Source organism: Nonomuraea sp. NPDC005650, from assembly GCF_040605375.1.
Taxonomy (GTDB): domain Bacteria; phylum Actinomycetota; class Actinomycetes; order Streptosporangiales; family Streptosporangiaceae; genus Nonomuraea.
Genome location: NZ_JBEXCR010000001.1, coordinates 242,837 through 259,594, shown reverse-complemented (window position 1 = coordinate 259,594; position 16,758 = coordinate 242,837). Strand labels below are relative to the sequence as shown.

The following is a 16,758-nucleotide window of genomic DNA, read 5'->3' as shown; positions in this document are numbered from 1 at the left end:
ACGCAGGCGCACCTTTCAGTCTTTCTTCGCTGAGGTGTGCCATGAATATCGCGATCGTCGCTTCCGCCGAGGGCAACCGGCGTGACCGCATCCTTTCCGTCGCCCGCGAGCTCGGCCGTGAACACCACGTCACCGTCTACTCCCGCCGTGACAGCACCGAGGGCAAGCCCAAGACGCGGGTGGCCCCGGGGGTCACGTTGGAGCAGATCGACGTGGGCCCGGCCGAGGAGCTGTCGGCCGACGCCGTCGTGCCGTACCTGAACGACGTCGGCGAACACCTCATGCGGCGATGGAGCCAGGACCGGCCCGATGTGATCCATGCGCATTCGTGGACCGGCGGGCTGGTGGCGGTGGCTGGTGTCAACGGGCTGGGGGTGCCGGTCACGCAGACGTTCCACACGGTCGACACCTCGCACAAGGAGCTGGAGCTGGCCCTGGGCCGCCGGGCCAACGCGGTCATCGCCGGCTCCGGGGACGAGGAGTCGGCCCTGATCCGGCTGGGCGTGCCGCGCGGCCACATCGCCGTCGTCCCGTACGGCGTCGACACCGAACGTTTCCAGCGCCGCGGCGCGGTGGCCACGCGGGGCACGCGCAAGCGGCTCCTGCACGTCGGCCCGCTGACGACGGACCGCGGCGCGGACACCGTCATCCGGGCGCTGCCGGGGCTCGGCGACGTCGAGCTGATCATCGCGGGCGGGCCCGAGCCCGAGGACCTCGACGCCGACAGGGACGCCCGCCGGCTGCGCGCGCTGGCCGAAGAGCTCGAGGTCGCCGACCAGGTGACGCTGCTGGGCCAGGTCCGGCGCTCCGCCGTGCCGAAGCTCATGCGCAGCGCGGACGCCGTGGTGTCGGTGCCGCGCGAGGCCGTGACGGGCATCGTGGCGCTGGAGGCGATGGCCTGCGGCGTGCCGGTGATCGCCTCGGCCGTCGGCGCGCACCTGGACTCCGTCATCGACGGCGTCACCGGCCTGCTGGTGCCGCCGGACCGGCCGGCGCGTACCGCGCGGCTGGCCCGCGAGCTGCTGTGGGACCCGACCCTGCGGACCGCGCTGGGCTACGCGGGGGCCGACCGGGCGCGCTCGCGCTACTCCTGGGAGCGCGTGAGCCAGGAGCTGGTACGGGTGTACGAGGCGGCCTGCGCCTGAACCACCGAAAACCCCGGCAGGCGGCAGAAGCCGCCTGCCGGCACCATGAGGTGGTCAGGACCCGCAGAGCCGGGCGGCCTTGAGCCCCAGGTGCACGGCCAGGCGGTCGTCTCCGTCCGAAAGATCCCGATGGGTGAGACGCTCGGCCTTGCCCAGCCGGTAGTAGAGCGTCTGGCGGTGGATGCCGAGCTCGGCGGCCGTCTTCTGGGCGTGGCCGCCGCGGTCGAGGTAGGCCTCCACGGTCTCGGCCAGCTCGCGGTCCAGGGCCGCGGTCTCGGCCGCCAGCTCGCGCAGGTCCGCCTGGCCGAGCCTGGCCAGCAGGCGGTGCACGCCCAGGTCCTCCCAGCGGGCGACGGGCGCGTAGCGGGGGAAGTGCTCGGCGACGCGCAGGGCGTGGCGGGCCTCGCGCCAGCTGAGCCAGGCGTCGGCCGGGTCCGCCCGGGGCGCGCCGATGCCGGCGGCGGTGCCGTACGCGCTCTGGAGGGTCTGCGCCACCTCGCCCGCGAGGTGGGCGGGGGCGAGCAGGGCGACGGGTGAGCCGGGGCGGGCCAGGACGCCGCGCGGGAGCGTCCAGAGGGCGGCGACGCGCTCCGCCGACTCGCGGACGGCGATGGCCGTGACCGGGCCCGGCACCTCGATGGACGCGCCCGCGCGCTCGGACGGGTCGGCCGAGAAGAGCGCGAGCAGGCCGCGGCCGAGGTCCTGGCGGCTCCTGGCCTCCTGGGCGAGCGCGGCGGCGGCCCTGGCCACCAGCGGCGCGACGGAGTCGAGCGCCGTGAGCGAGCCCGGGTCGAGCAGCCAGAGATAGCCGTAGGTGACCTCGCCGTGGCGCAGCGGCCAGCACACCCTGGCCAGGACCCCGAGCTCGGCGTCGGCGGGGATCCGGACCGGGCCGGAGGCCCTGGCGATGCCGTAGCGCTCGAAGTAGTCGCGCACCTCGCCGGTGGCTCGCCGGCGCAGGATCGACTCCTGGCGGACCGTGTCGATGTCGCCGTGCTGCGCACCGTACGCCAGCAGCCGGAACGAGCGGTCCTCCAGCGTCGCGGACGCCCCCAGCCGGGCGGCGATCTCGTCGACGATCTCTTGCAGGTCTGCCGTGTTGTGCATTTGTATGACAGCCTGCCACATCAGGCGTTACGCGCGTCGATGGCCCCCGCTGAGCTGCGTTTTTACACTTGAGGCATGTTGGGTCAAGTGCTCCTCGCCGTCTCCGGGAGCGGCGTCGTACGTCGTGCCGTGTCGGGCTTTCCGCTCACCAGGAAGGTGGTCGACCGGTTCGTCGCGGGTGAGAGCGTCCAAGAGGCCCGCGACGCCGTCGAGCGCCTGCGCGACATGAAGCTCGCCGTCACCGTCGACCACCTCGGCGAGGAGACGCGCGACGCGCGGGCCGCCGAGGCCACCACGGACGCCTACCTCACGCTGCTCGACGCCGTCCGGCCGCTCGGCCTCGGCACCCGGGGAGAGGTGTCGGTGAAGCTGTCGGCCGTGGGGCAGCGGCTCGACGACGCGATGGCGCTGGAGCACGCCCGCGAGATCTGCGCCGCGGCGGCGCGCGGCGGCTCGACCGTCACGCTCGACATGGAGGATCACACCACCGTCGACTCGACGCTGTCCATCCTGCGCAAGCTGCGCGAGGACTACCCGTCGACCGGGGTGGCGATCCAGGCGTACCTGTTCCGCAGCGAGGCCGACTGCCGCGACCTGGCCGCCGAGGGCTCCCGGGTGCGCCTGGTCAAGGGCGCCTACCGCGAGCCCGCCTCCGTCGCCCACCAGGGCAGGAGCGCCGTGGACAAGGCGTACGTGCGATGCCTGCGGATCCTCATGGCGGGGAAGGGTTACCCCATGGTGGCGACGCACGACGGGCGCATGATCGCGATCACGGAGCTGCTCGCCGACCGCTTCGGGCGGACGATCGGCGACCACGAGTTCCAGATGCTCTACGGAATCCGGACCGACCTGCAGGAGTCCCTGGCCGGGGCCGGCCACACGGTCCGCGTCTACGTCCCCTACGGCGACGACTGGTACGGCTACTTCATGCGCCGCCTCGCGGAGCGCCCCGCCAACGTCGCCTTCTTCCTTCGCGCCCTTGGGGGTAAGTAATGGATGCCATCAGCAACGTTCCCGTTCCGGCCAACGAGCGCATCTACGGCTACGCGCCGGGCAGCGCCGAGCGGTCGGCGCTGGAGGATCGCATCAAGGAGCTGGCCGGGTCGTCCGTCGACCTGACCATGACCATCGACGGCGAACAGCGCCTCGGCGCCGGCGCCCCCATCGACGTGGTGCAACCGCACAACCACGCCGCCGTCCTGGGCCGTACCAACGACGCTACGGCCCGGGACGTGCAGGACGCCGTCGACGCGGCGCTGCGGGCGGCGCCCGCGTGGCGGGCGCTGTCGTTCGACGAGCGGGCGGCGATCTTCCTGAAGGCCGCGGACCTGCTGTCCGGGCCGTGGCGGGCGACGCTCAACGCGGCGACCGTGCTGGGGCAGTCGAAGTCGGTGCAGCAGGCGGAGATCGACTCGGCCTGCGAGCTGATCGACTTCCTGCGCTTCAACGTGGCCTACGCGCGCCAGCTCTACGCCGACCAGCCGATCTCCTCGCCCGGCGTGTGGAACCGGATGGAGTACCGGCCGCTCGAAGGCTTCGTGCTGGCGATCACGCCGTTCAACTTCACCGCCATCGCCGGAAATCTGCCGACCTCCGCGGCGCTGATGGGCAACGTCGTCGTCTGGAAGCCGTCGCCCACCCAGCAGTTCGCCGCGCACTTCACCATGCGGCTGCTGGAGGCGGCGGGTCTGCCTCCCGGTGTGATCAACATGGTCACCGGCAACGGCCAGGCCGTCTCCGAGGTGGCGCTCGCGCACCCGGCCCTGGCCGGGATCCACTTCACCGGCTCCACGGCGACGTTCCAGCACCTGTGGAACACCGTCGGCCGGAACATCGCCTCCTACCACGGCTACCCGCGCCTCGTCGGCGAGACCGGCGGCAAGGACTTCGTGCTGGCCCACCCGTCCGCCGACCCGGCCGTGCTCTCGACGGCGCTGATCAGGGGCGCCTTCGAGTACCAGGGGCAGAAGTGCTCGGCGGCCTCGCGGGCGTACGTGCCGCGCTCGGTCTGGAACCGGATGCGCGACGACTTCGTGGCCACGGCCGAGTCGCTGACCGTGGGCGACGTGGCGGGCGACCTGTCGACGTTCATGGGCGGGGTCATCGACGCCCGGGCCTTCGCCAAGCACAAGGAGGCCATCGACCGGGCGCGGGCGGCCGCGCACATCGACGTCCTCACCGGCTCGTACGACGACAGCGTCGGCTACTTCGTCAAGCCGACGATCCTGGAGTCGGCCGACCCCGCCGACGAGATCTTCGTCAAGGAGTACTTCGGGCCGATCCTGGGCGTGCACGTCTACGAGGACCGCGACTTCGACGCGGTGCTCGACCAGATGGAGGGCATCGCCCCGTACGCGCTGACCGGGTCGATCATCGCCCAGGACCGGTACGCGATCGCGTCCGCGTCCGACCGGCTGCGCTTCGCGGCGGGCAACTTCTACGTCAACGACAAGCCGACGGGCGCGGTCGTGGGCCAGCAGCCGTTCGGCGGCGCCCGCGCCTCGGGCACCAACGACAAGGCGGGCTCGATCTTCAACCTGATCCGCTGGGTGAACGCCCGCACGATCAAGGAGACGTTCGTCCCGCCCACCGACCACCGTTATCCACACATGGGCTGATTTTTCCGCCCTTCCGCACCCATGAGCCCTCCGGTCCTGCCCCGGGGGGCTCATGGCGTAATGTGCAATGTTTGTGTCGTTGACGCCCTGACAGGCCCGCCACCAGCATGAAGACATGCAGCGACGGGTTCTCATGGTGGTCTTCCCCGGCTTCCAGCTGCTCGACCTGGCCGGTCCGGCCGACGTGTTCGCGACGGCGGCGCTGCTGGCGCCCCAGGACGGGTACCGGGTCGAGGTGGCGGCCGTGCGGGCCGGTCCCGTGCCCTCAGGGAACGGCATCGCCGTCACGGCCCGCGCCCTCGGCGAGGTCGCCGGGCCCGTCGACACGCTGATGGTCGTGGGCGGGATGTCGGTCCCCGAGCAGCTGCGCGACCGGGAGCTCGTCGAGGCCGTCGCCAGGCTGGCCGGGGGCGCGCGGCGGGTCGCGTCCGTGTGCAACGGCGCGTTCCTGCTGGCCGAGGCCGGGCTGCTGGACCACCGGCGGGCCACCACGCACTGGCTCGCCGCCCGCGAGCTCGACGCCCGCTACGAGTGCGTCGAGGTGGACGCCGACCCCCTCTACATCGAGGACGGCAACGTCTGGACCTCGGCGGGCGTGCTGTCCGGCGTGGACCTCGCGCTCGCGCTGGTGGCCAGGGACCACGGCCACGCGCTCGCCCGCGACGTCGCCCGCGGCCTCGTGGTGTATCTGCACCGGCCGGGCGGGCAGAGCCAGTTCAGCACCCCGATGCGGGCCATGACGCCGCGCAGCGAGCCGCTGAGGGAGCTGCAGGCCTACATCGACGCGAACCCCGCCGCCGACCTGAGCGTGCCCGCGCTCGCCGACCGGGCGGGGATGAGCGAGCGCCACTTCTCCCGCGTCTTCACCCAGCAGACCGGCCTGTCGCCCGGCCGGTACGTCGAACGCAGCCGCGCCGAGGCCGCCAGGCGGCTCCTGGAGGTCACCGCCCACCCGCTGGACCGGGTGGCCAGGGAGTCGGGGCTCGGCACGCCGGAGACCCTCTACCGCGTCTTCCGCCGCCACTGGCGGATCTCACCCGGCGACCACCGTCGCAGGTTCCAGTCGAAGGAGAAGTAAGCGATGCATGTGGCGATCCCGCTCTATCCCCGCTTCACGGCGCTCGACGCGGTCGGGCCTTACACGGTGCTGGCCTTCGCGCCCGGCTGGACGGTCACGTTCGTCGCGGCCGAGGCCGGGCCGGTGACCGATGACCAGGGCACGCTCACCCTCACCGCCACGGCCTCCTACGAGGACCTGCCCCGCCCCGACGTGATCGTGGTCCCGGGTGGCCCGGGGACGTTCGACGCCATGTCCGACGAGGCGCTGCTGGGCTGGCTCCGGCAGGCCCACGAGCACAGCCGGTGGACGACCTCGGTGTGCAGCGGCTCGTTCGTGCTGGCGGCGGCCGGGCTGCTGGAGGGGCTGAGGGCGACCAGCCACTGGGCGGCCCTCGAGATGCTGCCGCAGTACGGGGCCGAGCCGGTGAGCGAGCGCGTCGTCACCGAGGGGAAGATCGTGACCGCGGCGGGGGTCTCGGCGGGGATCGACATGGCGCTGACGCTGCTGGCCCAGGCCACTGACGTGACGACGGCGCAGGCGGTGCAGCTCGTGATCGAGTACGACCCGCACCCGCCGTTCGACGCCGGCTCGCCCAGGACGGCGCCGGAGGGCCTGACCGAGCTGGCCGCCAAGCTCATCAGCTGAACTTCCCGGCGCTCGCCCCCGTTCCCGTGGGACGGGGGCGCGGCCGTGTCTAGGGTGTGCCCTCCTCCGCCGGCCCCCGGCCGGCGCCCACCGGCAGCACGTCGAAGTGGATGACCACGCGCCCCGTGGCCGGATCCGGCGAGCCGGTCTCCCTCCCGTCCGACAGCGCGCGGTACCTCTCCATCACCTCGAACACCTCGTCCCGCAGCGCCGCGGTCTCCTCAGGCGTGAGCCGCAGCGACCGCCGCCCGAACCCGCTCGCCCGCACCCACTCCTCGGGCGCCCGCGACTCCTCCTCGCGCCAGCGCGCCAGCTCCGCGCCCCGCTGGCGCACCAGGTCGTCCAGCAGGACCTCGATCGCCTCGGCCGTCTCTGGGTCGGAATCCGGCTCCCCGTAGGAGAACCCGCCGGGCGTGATGCGCCAGTACTTCTCCTTGCCGCGCCCCATCCCCGGCGCGACCTCGATCATGCCGTGCCCGGCCAGCTCCCTCAGGTGGTAGCTCGTGGCGCCGGTGTTCTGCCCGAGCAGGGCGGCGAGCTTGGTGGCCGTGGAGGGGCCGTGCTCGTCCAGCAGCTCGTAGATCCGCAGTCGCAGCGGGTGAGCGAAGGACTTCAGGGCGTTCGCGTCGAGCGTGCGGGCCGAATACCTCTTGCTCTGCATCACCATGCAAGCCTATCTTTGCAAAGAAAACTGTGCACACTTTCCCTTACACACTATCGGAGTCAGTCGTGGGGCGTTCTTTCGGATTTCTCTGGTCCTCCACCGCTCTGTCGAACCTGGCCGACGGCGTCCTGAAGGTCGGCGCGCCGCTGCTGGCCGTGTCGATGACCCGTTCGCCCACGCTGGTGTCGCTGGTGGGGGCGGCCGCGACGGTGCCGTGGCTGCTGCTCGCGCTGCACGCCGGGGCCGTCGCCGACCGGGTCGACCGCCGCCGCGTCATGGTCCTGGCCAACGCCGGGCGGGCCGTGGCCCTGTCCGTCGCCGGGCTGGCGGCCCTGCTCGGCCTGCTCGACCTGTGGGTGCTGCTGGCGGCGCTGCTCCTGGCCGGCGTGGCCGAGGTGTTCGCCGACACCTCGGCGCAGTCGATCCTGCCCATGACCGTCCCCCGGGACCAGCTCACCAGGGCGAACGGCCGGGTCTCCACCGCCCAGATGATCGGCAACGACTTCGTCGGGGCCCCGGTGGCGGGCCTGCTCGTCGTGGCGCTCCCGGCCGTCGTCGTCGGCGCCCCTGCCCTCCTGTACGGCGCCGCGGGCCTGCTGTTGCTGGGCATGCGCGGCACGTACCGGATGGACGCCCCCCGGGCGCAGGGGCGGCCGCTGCGGCGGGACATCGGTGAGGCGCTGCGGTACCTGTGGTCCCATCGGGTGCTGCGGAGCCTGGCCATCACCGCCGGGCTGCTGAACCTCGCCAACTCCGCCTACTTCGCCGTCTTCGTCCTGTGGGCCGTCGGCGACGGGTCGCGGATCGGCCTGGAACCGGGCGAGTACGGCCTGATGACGTCCGCGTTCGCCGCCGGGGCGATCCTGGGGTCGCTGCTGTCGGGGCGGGCGGCGGGGCGCTTCGGGGAGCTGCGCACGCTCGTGTGGGCGTGGCTGGTGAACAGCCTCCTGCTCATCGTGCCGGTGATCGTGCCCTCCCCGTGGACGCTCTTCCCGGCGGCCGTCCTGTGGGGCGTGTCGGGCGGGGCGGGCAACGTCCTGGTGGTCTCGGCCCGGCAGCGGCTGATCCCGGCCGAATTGCTCGGGAGGGTCAATTCGGCATACCGCCTCGTCGGCATGGGTGGGATGCCGCTCGGGGCGGCTCTGGGGGGCGTCGTGGCCGAGTTTGCGGGGCTTGGTGCCGTCCTCGTGGGCGCCACTGGAGTATGTTTGTCGGGTGTCGGACTGGTGTGGCGCGCGTTGTCTGATCGAATTTCTAGGCCGTTGACCAGCGCACCCGCACTTTCCGACATATCAGGATCACGTTAGGCACCCTACGGCCGGTGCTGAAGTGACATGATTATCCCCGAGCAAGAGGGGATGGTATGCGGGAGATCGGCGGACGGTACCTCCTGAACGAGGAGGCCGGTCGTGGGGGTATGGGAGTCGTCTGGCGCGCGTTCGATCAGCTCCTCCACCGTACGGTGGCGCTTAAGGAGCTGACCTTGGCCGGTGAGGCCGAGATGGTGCGACGCCGGGTGCTGCGTGAGGCCAGGATGGCTGCCGGGCTGACGCACCCTAACATCGTCACGGTCCACGACCTGATCGAAGAGGGCGGCAAGCTCTGGATCGTGATGGAATACCTTGACGGGCTCTCGTTGCACCAGTTGCTCTCGCAGGTGGGCACCTTACCGGCCCAGTCGGTCGCCGCGATCGGGCAGCATCTGCTCGCCGCGCTGCGTACCGCCCACCAGGCAGGAGTGCTGCACCGCGACGTGAAGCCCGCCAACGTGATGCTGACCGGTGACCGGGTGGTGCTGACCGACTTCGGCATAGCGACCGCCGAGGGAGACATCCGGATGACCAGGTCCCGCCGGTTGCGGGGCACTCCGGCGTTCATGGCGCCCGAGCGGCTGCACGGGGGGCCGGCCAGTAAGGAGGCCGACATGTGGTCCTTCGGCGCCACGCTCTACAGCGCGGTCGAGGGCCAGCCGCCCTACCCGGGCCAGGACGCGGCCACGGTGCTCGGCATGGCCCGCAGCGGCCCGTACCCGCCGCCTCGGCGGGCCGGGGTGATGCGGCCGCTGATCGAGGGGCTGCTCCACCACGACCCGGTGCGACGCTACACGCCCGACCAGACGGCGGGCCTGCTGGCCGGCATGCGCGCCAGCTCGTTCCAGGCCGCCATCTGACCCGGATCGACCTGGATCGCAGCCTTCTGCCGGGTCGCCTGCCCGGCAGATTCTCGTTCTTCGACCAGATCGCGCACGGCCTGCTCGACCGTCCTCATACGCCGGCCGTCGGCGTACAGGGACGCGGCTCAGAGCGCCAGAAGACGGCCACGGCGGCGGCGCATACGAGCCCGGCGAGCGCGAGAACGCCGCCTACGCCCCTGACGTCCGGCACGATCGGCGAGTGCGAGAACTCCGCGCACACCCCTGACGTCCGGCGCGATCGGCGCCCGGCCGCGCAGTCGCGCTCCGGCGCTCCGGCGCTCCGCGGCCGCCGCGGCCGGAACCGGACGAGGTGCGCACGATGGGCGACGGGGGCGAGCCCCGCCGGGTCATTCCGTCCGGCCTCCTCGCTCGCGACGCCGACACGGTGTTCGGCACTGCGCGTTACGACGCCGCGGCTTGAGGGGACCGGTGCGGAGCCGGCGGCCATGATCTCGCACTTCCGATGTGCGCTAAGGTTGTGACGTCCCGCTCCGCATGGGGCGGTCGACACGACCGGGACGTAGCGCAGCTTGGTAGCGCACTTGACTGGGGGTCAAGGGGTCGCAGGTTCAAATCCTGTCGTCCCGACCAGATTCTTGCTGGTCGAGCAGGGTGTCACTCATCAGGGTGGCACCTTTTCGCATTGGTGAGTGACCAACTGAGTGATCACCGGGCGAAGAGGGTGTCCATCGCCGCAGCTCCTTGCAGGAGTACGGGGCGGATCTGCTTGCGGTAGACGGCTTCGGTGACGGCCGTCCCGCTGTGGCCGATCAGGCGGGCGATGTCCTCCAGCGGGACGCCGGAGTCGGAGAGCAGCGAGACGAATCCCGAAGCCGACCTATCCCCACGGGAACTCGCTGACAACGGCATAGACCTGGTGATCTAGGTGCGACCGTAAAGCTCTCGGATGTACCGATAGCTTTGTGGCACCCTGCGGGCGGCCTCCTCGTCGTCTTCTGGGTCCCAATCCTCATCAGTGGGATTGGGCAATGCGCGGAGCACATAGCCGCGAGCCTCTAGGGCATCGAACAAAGCGTCACTGTCTGTGCCTGTCATTTTCTCCCAAGCCTTGGGGGCCACATAGGACAGGCATTCGAACTCTGGCCAGTCGTCGTCAGTCCGGGGAGTTCGATCTCGCTGCATGGCCAGGAAGCGCTGAACCTCCGGCACGTCCGCAAGCGTGTCCGGATCGTCCGCGACCTTTTCGAAGGTCTCCCGACCGAGGCCGACCAGCCACATCTGGAAATACCAGAAGCTGTCATCGCCGCCTGCCAGAGATAAGACGATTGCGGCTCCCCACATCAAATAGGTGTCGACCTTGCGCCGCGCTTCCAGAATCCATGCCTGGAAGTCGATGATCTCCTCGGCGGAACGTCGCGCCAACTGCTCTTCCAGCCACCTCAGCCGCTCTTCCCTCCCGTCGGTCTCACGCGCGGACCGCTCGATCAGATTCCAGAACTCGTCCATGTCCATAACCGGCGATCATGGCAGGAGGCGACGACGAAATCGACGGCGAGCCGGCTCATAGTTTCTTTACTGGTTCGCCCGCCGCACCCCCTGGCCGCCGCAGTCGAACACCGCGCCGACCACTGACGCTGCCGCCAAGACCGCTTTGATCACCGGCCCGGCCGCAGGCATAGGGCATCTCACAATCGTGATCATCTGGGTGAGGGGTGATGCCCTGACGATCGCCTGATGATGGCTGATCCCCGTACGGGGTCGGGGGCGATCGACGGTCCGGCACTTCGTTCCTCAGCACCGGCCCACCGGGCGACCTGAGCTTAGGTCAGGACGTGAGATCGGCAGTTGCCGAAGACGGGGGAGGAACGGGCCGGGAGTTCCCGGATTGCTTCTGGCAGGCGTGGTGACGCCGTCCTTCCAGATCTCAAGCCATCACGCCCGTCTCTAGCGGGCCCTTCCAAACAACAACGCCGTCCAGATCGCCCGAACCTCGCTGATGGGCAAGGGCGATGTCTCATGCACCTTGTGCCTTCCGCCGAGCTGGATGGTTCGCCGTAGGAGTGCCCGCCCGCCGCCCTCGCACAGTTCGTAGACCGTGGCCCTGCAGTGGCAGGTCCAGGCCACCGTGCGCGTCCGCTCCAGCGCGGGGTACGGTTGCCGCCAGTCCAGCCGGGTGCGATCGCGCTGCGCCATGGCTACATGCGGGCTCAGGCACCTATTCGCAAGGGTCACGACGCGCTGTCCGTGACCACCTCGGATGACGGGGTCTTCCTCAGATGTGCGTACCGGAAGGCGACCCGCCGAGCCGCCCGAGCAGGGTCTATCGCTGGATGCCAGGCGTAGGTGAAGCGTCGACGGTGCTGAGCCCAGCCGGTACGCCACCAGTAGCGATCGTCTTTGCACCACACGACCAGGCCCACCCAGACCGACACCAGCGCCAGCCCGTAACCGTCGTGGACATCGGCCGCGATGCCGTACTGCTTCAGCGCCTTGCGCAGTTCTTCGGCGAGGTCGAGCGGGGTCATCGACACGACATCCAATGCCCTGTCCTGACGGCCCGCTGTGACGCTGTTCGCGGGGATCGGAGCGCCTCTAGAGTTGTCCATGGGTCGCACCTCCAGTGTGCGATCAAGGAACCCGTACGGCGTGTCAGCGCCTGCGGGTTCCGCCTTTTCACGGTCCTCTCATGACATCTCCCGGTAGCCCCGCACCGACAGTGCGAGTAAGGGAGACTGGGGAGACAGGCGGACCCCAAGTCCTCCGAGGTGCGCACAATGGATAGCGTTCCGGTCTGGGCGATACGGTTGCGCGCCGAAAGGCGTGGCAAGTTGTGGACACAGCGAGACATGGCCAAGCACCTTGCCGACGCGGCCGACCCACGCACCAGGGCTCGTCTGCCCGAGCGGGAATCCCTGATCCGTATGATCAAGGATTGGGAGGCCGGCAGGCATCAGCCCAAGGACCCCTATCGATTGCTCTACTGCCGGGTGCTCGGTATGGGGGAAGCCGAGTTGTTCGCCGATGACGCAGAAGCAACGGTGCAGGACAACGCTTGCTTCGAAGGCGAGATCGAGGCGTTGGAGCTGGGCCGCCGGGTTGCCGCGAGCGATGTGGGTAACGAGACGCTTGACCGGCTGGAACTGGCCGTCGATGATCTTGCGATGGCCTACCAGGGAACACCGCCGGCCGAGTTGCTGAAACGAGCACGCGAGCACCTGTCTTACGTTTCGCATCTGATCAACGCGAAGAAGACACTCATCGAGCACCGCCGCCTGCTCACAGCCGGTGGCTGGCTGTCCTTGCTGGCTTCCACCTGCTATATCGACCTTCGCCAGTTCAATGCCGCCGCAACATGGCTTCGGACATCCGCCCAGCTGGCAAAGCATGCTGAGCATCCCGAGATCGCGGCATGGTGCCTGGAGACGGCGGCCTGGCAGGCGATCACCGCCGGCGACTACCGCCGAGCCTTGACCCTGACTCAGGGGGCTCAGGTGATCGCGCCACGTGGAAGTTCCGCCTACATCCAGGCGACCGCACAGGAAGGCCGGGTATGGGCACGGCTCGGATCCGGCCCGGAGACACGTGATGCGCTGAACCGTGTCGCCCGGCTGGTCTCGTCGTTGTCGATGCCCGAGCATCCCGAGCATCACTACCGATACGACCCCTTCAAGAGCGACGCATACGTCGCGACCCACACTGTCATGGCTGGGAGATCCGGCCGCGAGTCATACGCCCGGCAGGTGCTCGCGCGTATGGAGTCAGCCGCAGATGGGCTGTTTCGCCCACGCAGGGCGGTATCTGCGCGTCTTGACCTGGCGCTGGCCCTGCTTGCGGCCGATCAGCCCGACGAGGCCGGTCGGCTTGCCCTCATGACGATGACCAGCGGCGTGCTGGTGCCGTCCAACTATTGGAGGGCACACGAGGTGATCAGCGCCATCGAAACGCTCCGCATGCCGGAAGCCACAGAACTGCGCGAGGCGTATCGAGAACTGAGCGGTCCCGAGTAGAGGGCTCGGTGGAGCGGGGCGTCCATGCAGAAACGAAGGTGCGCGGACGAGCGGCCTTATAAGTGAATCGCCCCGGGTTCGGTGGGTACCAGGCCCTGGGCCAGTACTTCCGCATCTGCGGGCCGATATGGAATGATCCTTCTCTGCATCAATCATGTCGAAGGATCACGTATGTCCATCAGGGCGATCGCGTTCATTGCCTTCCTTTTTATTGGTGCCGGTGTGCTTGCTGGTGTGATGCCCCTTACCGAAGGTGGCTCGGAGTGCGGTTCGGCCTTCATCTCGCCGTCCAATTCTGCCGGTCAGGACCATGTGAACGAGTGCGAGGATGTTCGCAATCTCGTTCAGATCCCAACAACGATTTTGCTGGCCGTCGGCGGTGTGCTGCTACTCGCGGCCTTCTTCTTGGATGTGCGTCTGACTGTGGAGAGACATCGAAGAGAAGAGCAGCAAAGCGCAGCGCCCGGGATTCGTGACGAAGATATCGGCCGGCCGTTGGGTGACTAGCTGAGTGACAATCGTCAGCGACAAGCGTGGACGTCACCGGATCGCCCCATACAGTGTTGCCAGGTCAAACCCGCTACAGGTCATGATCGGGGCCCTGTAGGGACGTCCTCCGGGGTCAGGTCTCGTCCTCCGGGGCGAAGCGCAGGCCCGGTGGGGCGATGCCGCGCCACAGGTACGTCGTGACCTCCTGGCCCGCGGCGGGTTCGCCGGCCGCGTCCGCGGGGGCGGGCCAGCCGAGTCCCCGGTAGACGCGGCGCCGGTGCAGGTCGAAGACGGACTGCACGAGCAGCCCGTACGCGCGGGCCTTGGCGAGCATGGCGCCGTAGTAGACGGCGGGGCAGCCGATGAGGGCGACCAGCAGGGCCCACCGGTTCCAGGGCGTCCAGACGGCGAAGAGCAGGCACCACAGCCACAGCCGGGCGGCGTCGTCGAGGCCCTTGCGCGCCAGGGTGAGCTCCGCCTGGGTCTCCTTGTCCAGCGAGAGCCACAGGTGGGGCCAGCACAGGACGGGGTCGAGGCCGTACCGGGCGCGGGGACGGTTCTCGGCGGCGCGCAGGATGTTGCCCAGGCGGGTGGGCATGGTGGAGGAGGCCTCCGCAGGGAGGTCGAAGAGCTGCTGTTCGGCGATCGCCCGCAGGCGCTCGTCCTCGGGGTCCGCCTCGCCGTGGAACGCCTTGGCGGTCAGCTCCCGCAGGCTCTTCGCGACGCGCTCGCGGCGGCGTACGGTCTGCTCCCGCAGCGGGGCCGCGAGCAGCTCGGGCCAGTAGCCTTCGAGCAGGCGGAGCACGGGCAGCGTCAGGTGCTCGGCCAGGACCGCCGAGGCCGCGACGAGCATGAGCACGGCGGCGAGCAGGAGCACCTGCAGCACCGTCGGGAGGGCGGCCAGGCCGGTGGCCCAGGTGCTGCCGTACCCGGCGGTCCACAGGGCGAGCAGGCCGCCGGCCCAGAAGGCGAAGGCGGGGGTGAGGACGCGGGGGGCGAGCTGTTCGACGAGGCCGGCGCCGAGGCTCTGGCCGATCGGGTTCACGGGCCCGTCCCGCCCCCGTGCTCGCGGACCAGGGGGACACCGTCATTGGGGCAGGCGGGGACGGGGTCGGACAGGTCGAGGTGGAACCATTCGTAGCCGTCCTGCGGGCAGACGTACCTGGGCGGCATCGGCGCGCGGCCGAGGCCCGGGGGCGGTTGCACGCCGAGACCGCTCTCGCCGCCGGCCAGTTCGGCGGCGCGCCGGCGGAGGGCAGGGTGGCGGTGCAGGACGTCGAGGAGCTCCTCCTCGACCGGCTCGCCGGCGCGCCCGCGCTCGACCAGGCCGGACAGCTCCTCGGCTACGGTGGCCACGTCGCCGGGGGGCAGCAGCGCGGGCAGCTCGGCGAGCAGCCGGTCGGCGAGTTCGACCGTGGCGGCTTCCTCCATCGAGCTTCCCTCCCGTTGGCGTCCGACGCCGGCGTGGCCGGTTGTGGTCGCCTGCGGCCGCGTCATGCCCTCGGTGGACGTCGGGCGCATCCATCGTCGCGCGGCGCGGAGGACGCCGGCGGGCGACAGGCCGTCGCGACGACGATTTTCGTAAAAGGCGACCATCAGGAGAAGGGCGCGGGATCAGCGTTCCGGTGGACGCCCGCCCACGGCGTGGAGCGGCCTGCGGGTCAGAAGAGGGTCAGCGGGTCTGTGGGCTCGGGTTCGGGGAGCGGGGGCAGGGCGGGGAGGCGGGCGCGTACCGCTTCGTGGAAGTCGCGGGCCAGCTTCGGCGCGTCGGCGTTGTCCGGGGTGTGGACGAAGAACGTGGGGGAGCGGCCCTCCCGCAGCCAGTCCGCGACCGTGTCCAGCCAGGGGCGCCAGCCCTCGACGGTGCGGGCCTCGGCGTCCCGGCCCAGGTAGCGGACGATCGGGTGGCCGGTGAGGGCGCGCGTGCGGCGGGGCACGCGGGGCTTCTTCGTCCACGCATCGCGCTCGGCGTCGCTGGTCGGCGGGCTCTGGAAGAGCGTCGTGGTGTCGAACGGGACCCACTCGGCGTCCGCGGCCGACAGGACGCGCTCCAGGAGCCGTTCGGACCGCTCGTCCTCGAAGAACGCGCGGTGGCGGACCTCGACGGCGTACCTGTGGGAGCTGGGGAGCCGGCGGAGGAACGCCGCCAGCGTGCCGAGGTCGGTGGGGGAGAAGGAGCCGGGCAGCTGGATCCAGAGCGCGTGGGTGCGCGGGCCCAGCGGCTCGATCGCGTCCAGGAAGGCGTGGAGGTGCTCGTCGGCGCCCGTCAGGCGGTGCTCGTGGGTGATGGGCCTGGGGAGCTTGACGACCATGCGGAAGTCGGGGGCGGTCTGCCGGGCCCATGACTCCACCGTGCCGCGCGCCGGGGTCGCGTAGAAGGTCGTGTTGCCCTCCACCGCGTCGCACCAGGTCGCGTACGAGCGCAGCCGCTCGCCGGGCGGGAGCTGGTCGGGGAGGAATCGACCTTGCCAGCGCGCATGAGTCCACATCGCGCATCCCACGTGAAGCCGCATGCTCTCGACGGTATCGGAGATCCACCGCGACGCCGCGCTGGGCCTGGTGCGCGACGCTGACGTCGCCCCGCGAGGAGCTGCCTCACGGGGCGGCGGCAGTCCCGCTTGACGGTGCCGGTCGAACGTCCTACTCGTCGTCGTCCGGCGGAACCGGTTTCGGAGGGATGGGAATGGGGGGCTGGGCCCCTATGGCGGCCGGCACTGTGGCGGCCACCTGGTGGACTGTGGTCGCGCCGGCCGGTGGTGTGGCGAGCGAGGCCGAGGTGATGACCGTGGATGCCGCCAAAGCGGTGGCGGCGAGCAGGCGTACGAGCATCAGAGATCACTCCCTGACGTGCTGTGAGCTGACGGAGGG

At 70.4% G+C, this 16,758-nt stretch carries 18 protein-coding genes and 1 tRNA gene; 10 read left to right on the top strand and 9 right to left on the bottom strand.

All coding sequences use genetic code 11. The features are described from left to right. Positions 1–41 precede the first annotated feature (41 nt). A complete protein-coding gene (locus ABZS69_RS01170; RefSeq protein WP_355364406.1) occupies positions 42–1,145 on the top strand; it encodes a glycosyltransferase in 1,104 nt (367 codons plus the stop codon). Between the two features lie 54 nt (positions 1,146–1,199). Here the strand turns inward: ABZS69_RS01170 and ABZS69_RS01165 are convergent, their stop codons facing one another. Next, positions 1,200–2,252 (bottom strand): helix-turn-helix domain-containing protein, encoded by a 1,053-nt coding sequence (locus ABZS69_RS01165; RefSeq protein ID WP_355364403.1) that lies wholly within the window; start codon positions 2,250–2,252, stop codon positions 1,200–1,202. A gap of 75 nt (positions 2,253–2,327) precedes the next feature. Between ABZS69_RS01165 and ABZS69_RS01160 the strand changes: the two genes are divergently transcribed. From ABZS69_RS01160 to ABZS69_RS01145, 4 genes are all read left to right on the top strand, one after another. Next, complete coding sequence (locus tag ABZS69_RS01160; protein ID WP_355364400.1) at positions 2,328–3,245, top strand: proline dehydrogenase family protein; 918 nt, start codon at positions 2,328–2,330, stop codon at positions 3,243–3,245. Then, entirely contained in the window at positions 3,245–4,870 is a 1,626-nt protein-coding gene (pruA, locus tag ABZS69_RS01155; RefSeq protein WP_355364397.1) for an L-glutamate gamma-semialdehyde dehydrogenase, read from the top strand. Before ABZS69_RS01160 ends, pruA begins: the two co-directional genes overlap by 1 nt. A 115-nt stretch (positions 4,871–4,985) precedes the next feature. Then, positions 4,986–5,948: a GlxA family transcriptional regulator gene (locus ABZS69_RS01150; protein ID WP_355364394.1), complete on the top strand. Its 963-nt coding sequence runs from the start codon at positions 4,986–4,988 to the stop codon at positions 5,946–5,948. 3 nt (positions 5,949–5,951) lie between these two features. Further along, entirely contained in the window at positions 5,952–6,575 is a 624-nt protein-coding gene (locus ABZS69_RS01145; protein WP_355364391.1) for a DJ-1/PfpI family protein, read from the top strand. A gap of 49 nt (positions 6,576–6,624) precedes the next feature. Here ABZS69_RS01145 and ABZS69_RS01140 read toward each other — a convergent pair whose 3' ends face one another. Continuing rightward, on the bottom strand, positions 6,625–7,242 hold the full coding sequence (locus ABZS69_RS01140) for a helix-turn-helix domain-containing protein (protein ID WP_355364388.1): 618 nt from the start codon (positions 7,240–7,242) through the stop codon (positions 6,625–6,627). A gap of 62 nt (positions 7,243–7,304) precedes the next feature. Between ABZS69_RS01140 and ABZS69_RS01135 the strand changes: the two genes are divergently transcribed. The 3 genes from ABZS69_RS01135 (at position 7,305) to ABZS69_RS01125 (ending at position 10,024) form a co-directional block, all read left to right on the top strand. After that, complete coding sequence (locus tag ABZS69_RS01135) at positions 7,305–8,546, top strand: MFS transporter (protein WP_355364385.1); 1,242 nt, start codon at positions 7,305–7,307, stop codon at positions 8,544–8,546. Between the two features lie 56 nt (positions 8,547–8,602). Beyond that, the gene (locus ABZS69_RS01130) at positions 8,603–9,409 is read left to right on the top strand and encodes a serine/threonine-protein kinase (RefSeq protein WP_350726540.1); all 807 of its coding nucleotides are present in this window, start codon (positions 8,603–8,605) and stop codon (positions 9,407–9,409) included. Between the two features lie 538 nt (positions 9,410–9,947). After that, a tRNA-Pro gene (locus ABZS69_RS01125) sits at positions 9,948–10,024 on the top strand. Positions 10,025–10,099: 75 nt separating this feature from the next. On the opposite strand, the gene ABZS69_RS01120 is transcribed toward ABZS69_RS01125, so the two are convergent. The 3 genes from ABZS69_RS01120 to ABZS69_RS01110 all read right to left on the bottom strand — a co-directional run bounded on the left by ABZS69_RS01120 (position 10,100) and on the right by ABZS69_RS01110 (position 12,000). Beyond that, positions 10,100–10,303, bottom strand: coding sequence for a hypothetical protein (locus ABZS69_RS01120; RefSeq protein WP_355364381.1), 204 nt, complete (start codon positions 10,301–10,303; stop codon positions 10,100–10,102). Positions 10,304–10,315: 12 nt separating this feature from the next. Further along, positions 10,316–10,906 (bottom strand): DUF4240 domain-containing protein, encoded by a 591-nt coding sequence (locus ABZS69_RS01115; protein ID WP_355364378.1) that lies wholly within the window; start codon positions 10,904–10,906, stop codon positions 10,316–10,318. Between the two features lie 716 nt (positions 10,907–11,622). Further along, entirely contained in the window at positions 11,623–12,000 is a 378-nt protein-coding gene (locus tag ABZS69_RS01110; protein ID WP_355364375.1) for a hypothetical protein, read from the bottom strand. Positions 12,001–12,240: 240 nt separating this feature from the next. Here ABZS69_RS01110 and ABZS69_RS01105 point away from each other — a divergent pair, with 240 nt between their 5' ends. Both ABZS69_RS01105 and ABZS69_RS01100 read left to right on the top strand, forming a co-directional pair. Then, a complete protein-coding gene (locus ABZS69_RS01105; protein WP_355364372.1) occupies positions 12,241–13,401 on the top strand; it encodes a hypothetical protein in 1,161 nt (386 codons plus the stop codon). Positions 13,402–13,572: 171 nt separating this feature from the next. Beyond that, positions 13,573–13,908, top strand: a complete 336-nt coding sequence (locus tag ABZS69_RS01100; protein ID WP_355364369.1) for a hypothetical protein — start codon at positions 13,573–13,575, stop codon at positions 13,906–13,908. A 115-nt stretch (positions 13,909–14,023) separates the two neighbouring features. Here the strand turns inward: ABZS69_RS01100 and ABZS69_RS01095 are convergent, their stop codons facing one another. From ABZS69_RS01095 to ABZS69_RS01080, 4 genes are all read right to left on the bottom strand, one after another. Further along, entirely contained in the window at positions 14,024–14,935 is a 912-nt protein-coding gene (locus ABZS69_RS01095) for a hypothetical protein (protein WP_355364366.1), read from the bottom strand. Then, entirely contained in the window at positions 14,932–15,321 is a 390-nt protein-coding gene (locus ABZS69_RS01090; RefSeq protein ID WP_355364363.1) for a hypothetical protein, read from the bottom strand. Before ABZS69_RS01090 ends, ABZS69_RS01095 begins: the two co-directional genes overlap by 4 nt. A 230-nt stretch (positions 15,322–15,551) precedes the next feature. Further along, positions 15,552–16,403 carry a DUF72 domain-containing protein gene (locus ABZS69_RS01085; protein WP_355364360.1) on the bottom strand — a complete coding sequence of 284 codons (852 nt, stop codon included), beginning with the start codon at positions 16,401–16,403 and terminating at the stop codon, positions 15,552–15,554. A 127-nt stretch (positions 16,404–16,530) separates the two neighbouring features. Next, positions 16,531–16,719 (bottom strand): hypothetical protein, encoded by a 189-nt coding sequence (locus ABZS69_RS01080; protein ID WP_355364357.1) that lies wholly within the window; start codon positions 16,717–16,719, stop codon positions 16,531–16,533. Positions 16,720–16,758 lie beyond the last annotated feature (39 nt).

What these genes read in the sequence shown, in the direction of transcription:
- ABZS69_RS01100 (WP_355364369.1), top strand. Translation starts at nt 13,573, where the DNA reads ATGTCCATCAGGGCGATCGCGTTCATTGCCTTCCTTTTTATTGGTGCC.
- ABZS69_RS01080 (WP_355364357.1), bottom strand. Translation starts at nt 16,719, where the DNA reads ATGCTCGTACGCCTGCTCGCCGCCACCGCTTTGGCGGCATCCACGGTC.
- ABZS69_RS01130 (WP_350726540.1), top strand. Translation starts at nt 8,603, where the DNA reads ATGCGGGAGATCGGCGGACGGTACCTCCTGAACGAGGAGGCCGGTCGT.
- ABZS69_RS01120 (WP_355364381.1), bottom strand. Translation starts at nt 10,303, where the DNA reads ATGCCGTTGTCAGCGAGTTCCCGTGGGGATAGGTCGGCTTCGGGATTC.
- ABZS69_RS01110 (WP_355364375.1), bottom strand. Translation starts at nt 12,000, where the DNA reads ATGGACAACTCTAGAGGCGCTCCGATCCCCGCGAACAGCGTCACAGCG.
- ABZS69_RS01090 (WP_355364363.1), bottom strand. Translation starts at nt 15,321, where the DNA reads ATGGAGGAAGCCGCCACGGTCGAACTCGCCGACCGGCTGCTCGCCGAG.
- ABZS69_RS01105 (WP_355364372.1), top strand. Translation starts at nt 12,241, where the DNA reads ATGGCCAAGCACCTTGCCGACGCGGCCGACCCACGCACCAGGGCTCGT.
- ABZS69_RS01140 (WP_355364388.1), bottom strand. Translation starts at nt 7,242, where the DNA reads ATGGTGATGCAGAGCAAGAGGTATTCGGCCCGCACGCTCGACGCGAAC.
- ABZS69_RS01160 (WP_355364400.1), top strand. Translation starts at nt 2,328, where the DNA reads ATGTTGGGTCAAGTGCTCCTCGCCGTCTCCGGGAGCGGCGTCGTACGT.
- ABZS69_RS01150 (WP_355364394.1), top strand. Translation starts at nt 4,986, where the DNA reads ATGCAGCGACGGGTTCTCATGGTGGTCTTCCCCGGCTTCCAGCTGCTC.
- ABZS69_RS01170 (WP_355364406.1), top strand. Translation starts at nt 42, where the DNA reads ATGAATATCGCGATCGTCGCTTCCGCCGAGGGCAACCGGCGTGACCGC.
- ABZS69_RS01115 (WP_355364378.1), bottom strand. Translation starts at nt 10,906, where the DNA reads ATGGACATGGACGAGTTCTGGAATCTGATCGAGCGGTCCGCGCGTGAG.
- ABZS69_RS01085 (WP_355364360.1), bottom strand. Translation starts at nt 16,403, where the DNA reads ATGCGGCTTCACGTGGGATGCGCGATGTGGACTCATGCGCGCTGGCAA.
- ABZS69_RS01145 (WP_355364391.1), top strand. Translation starts at nt 5,952, where the DNA reads ATGCATGTGGCGATCCCGCTCTATCCCCGCTTCACGGCGCTCGACGCG.
- pruA (WP_355364397.1), top strand. Translation starts at nt 3,245, where the DNA reads ATGGATGCCATCAGCAACGTTCCCGTTCCGGCCAACGAGCGCATCTAC.
- ABZS69_RS01165 (WP_355364403.1), bottom strand. Translation starts at nt 2,252, where the DNA reads ATGCACAACACGGCAGACCTGCAAGAGATCGTCGACGAGATCGCCGCC.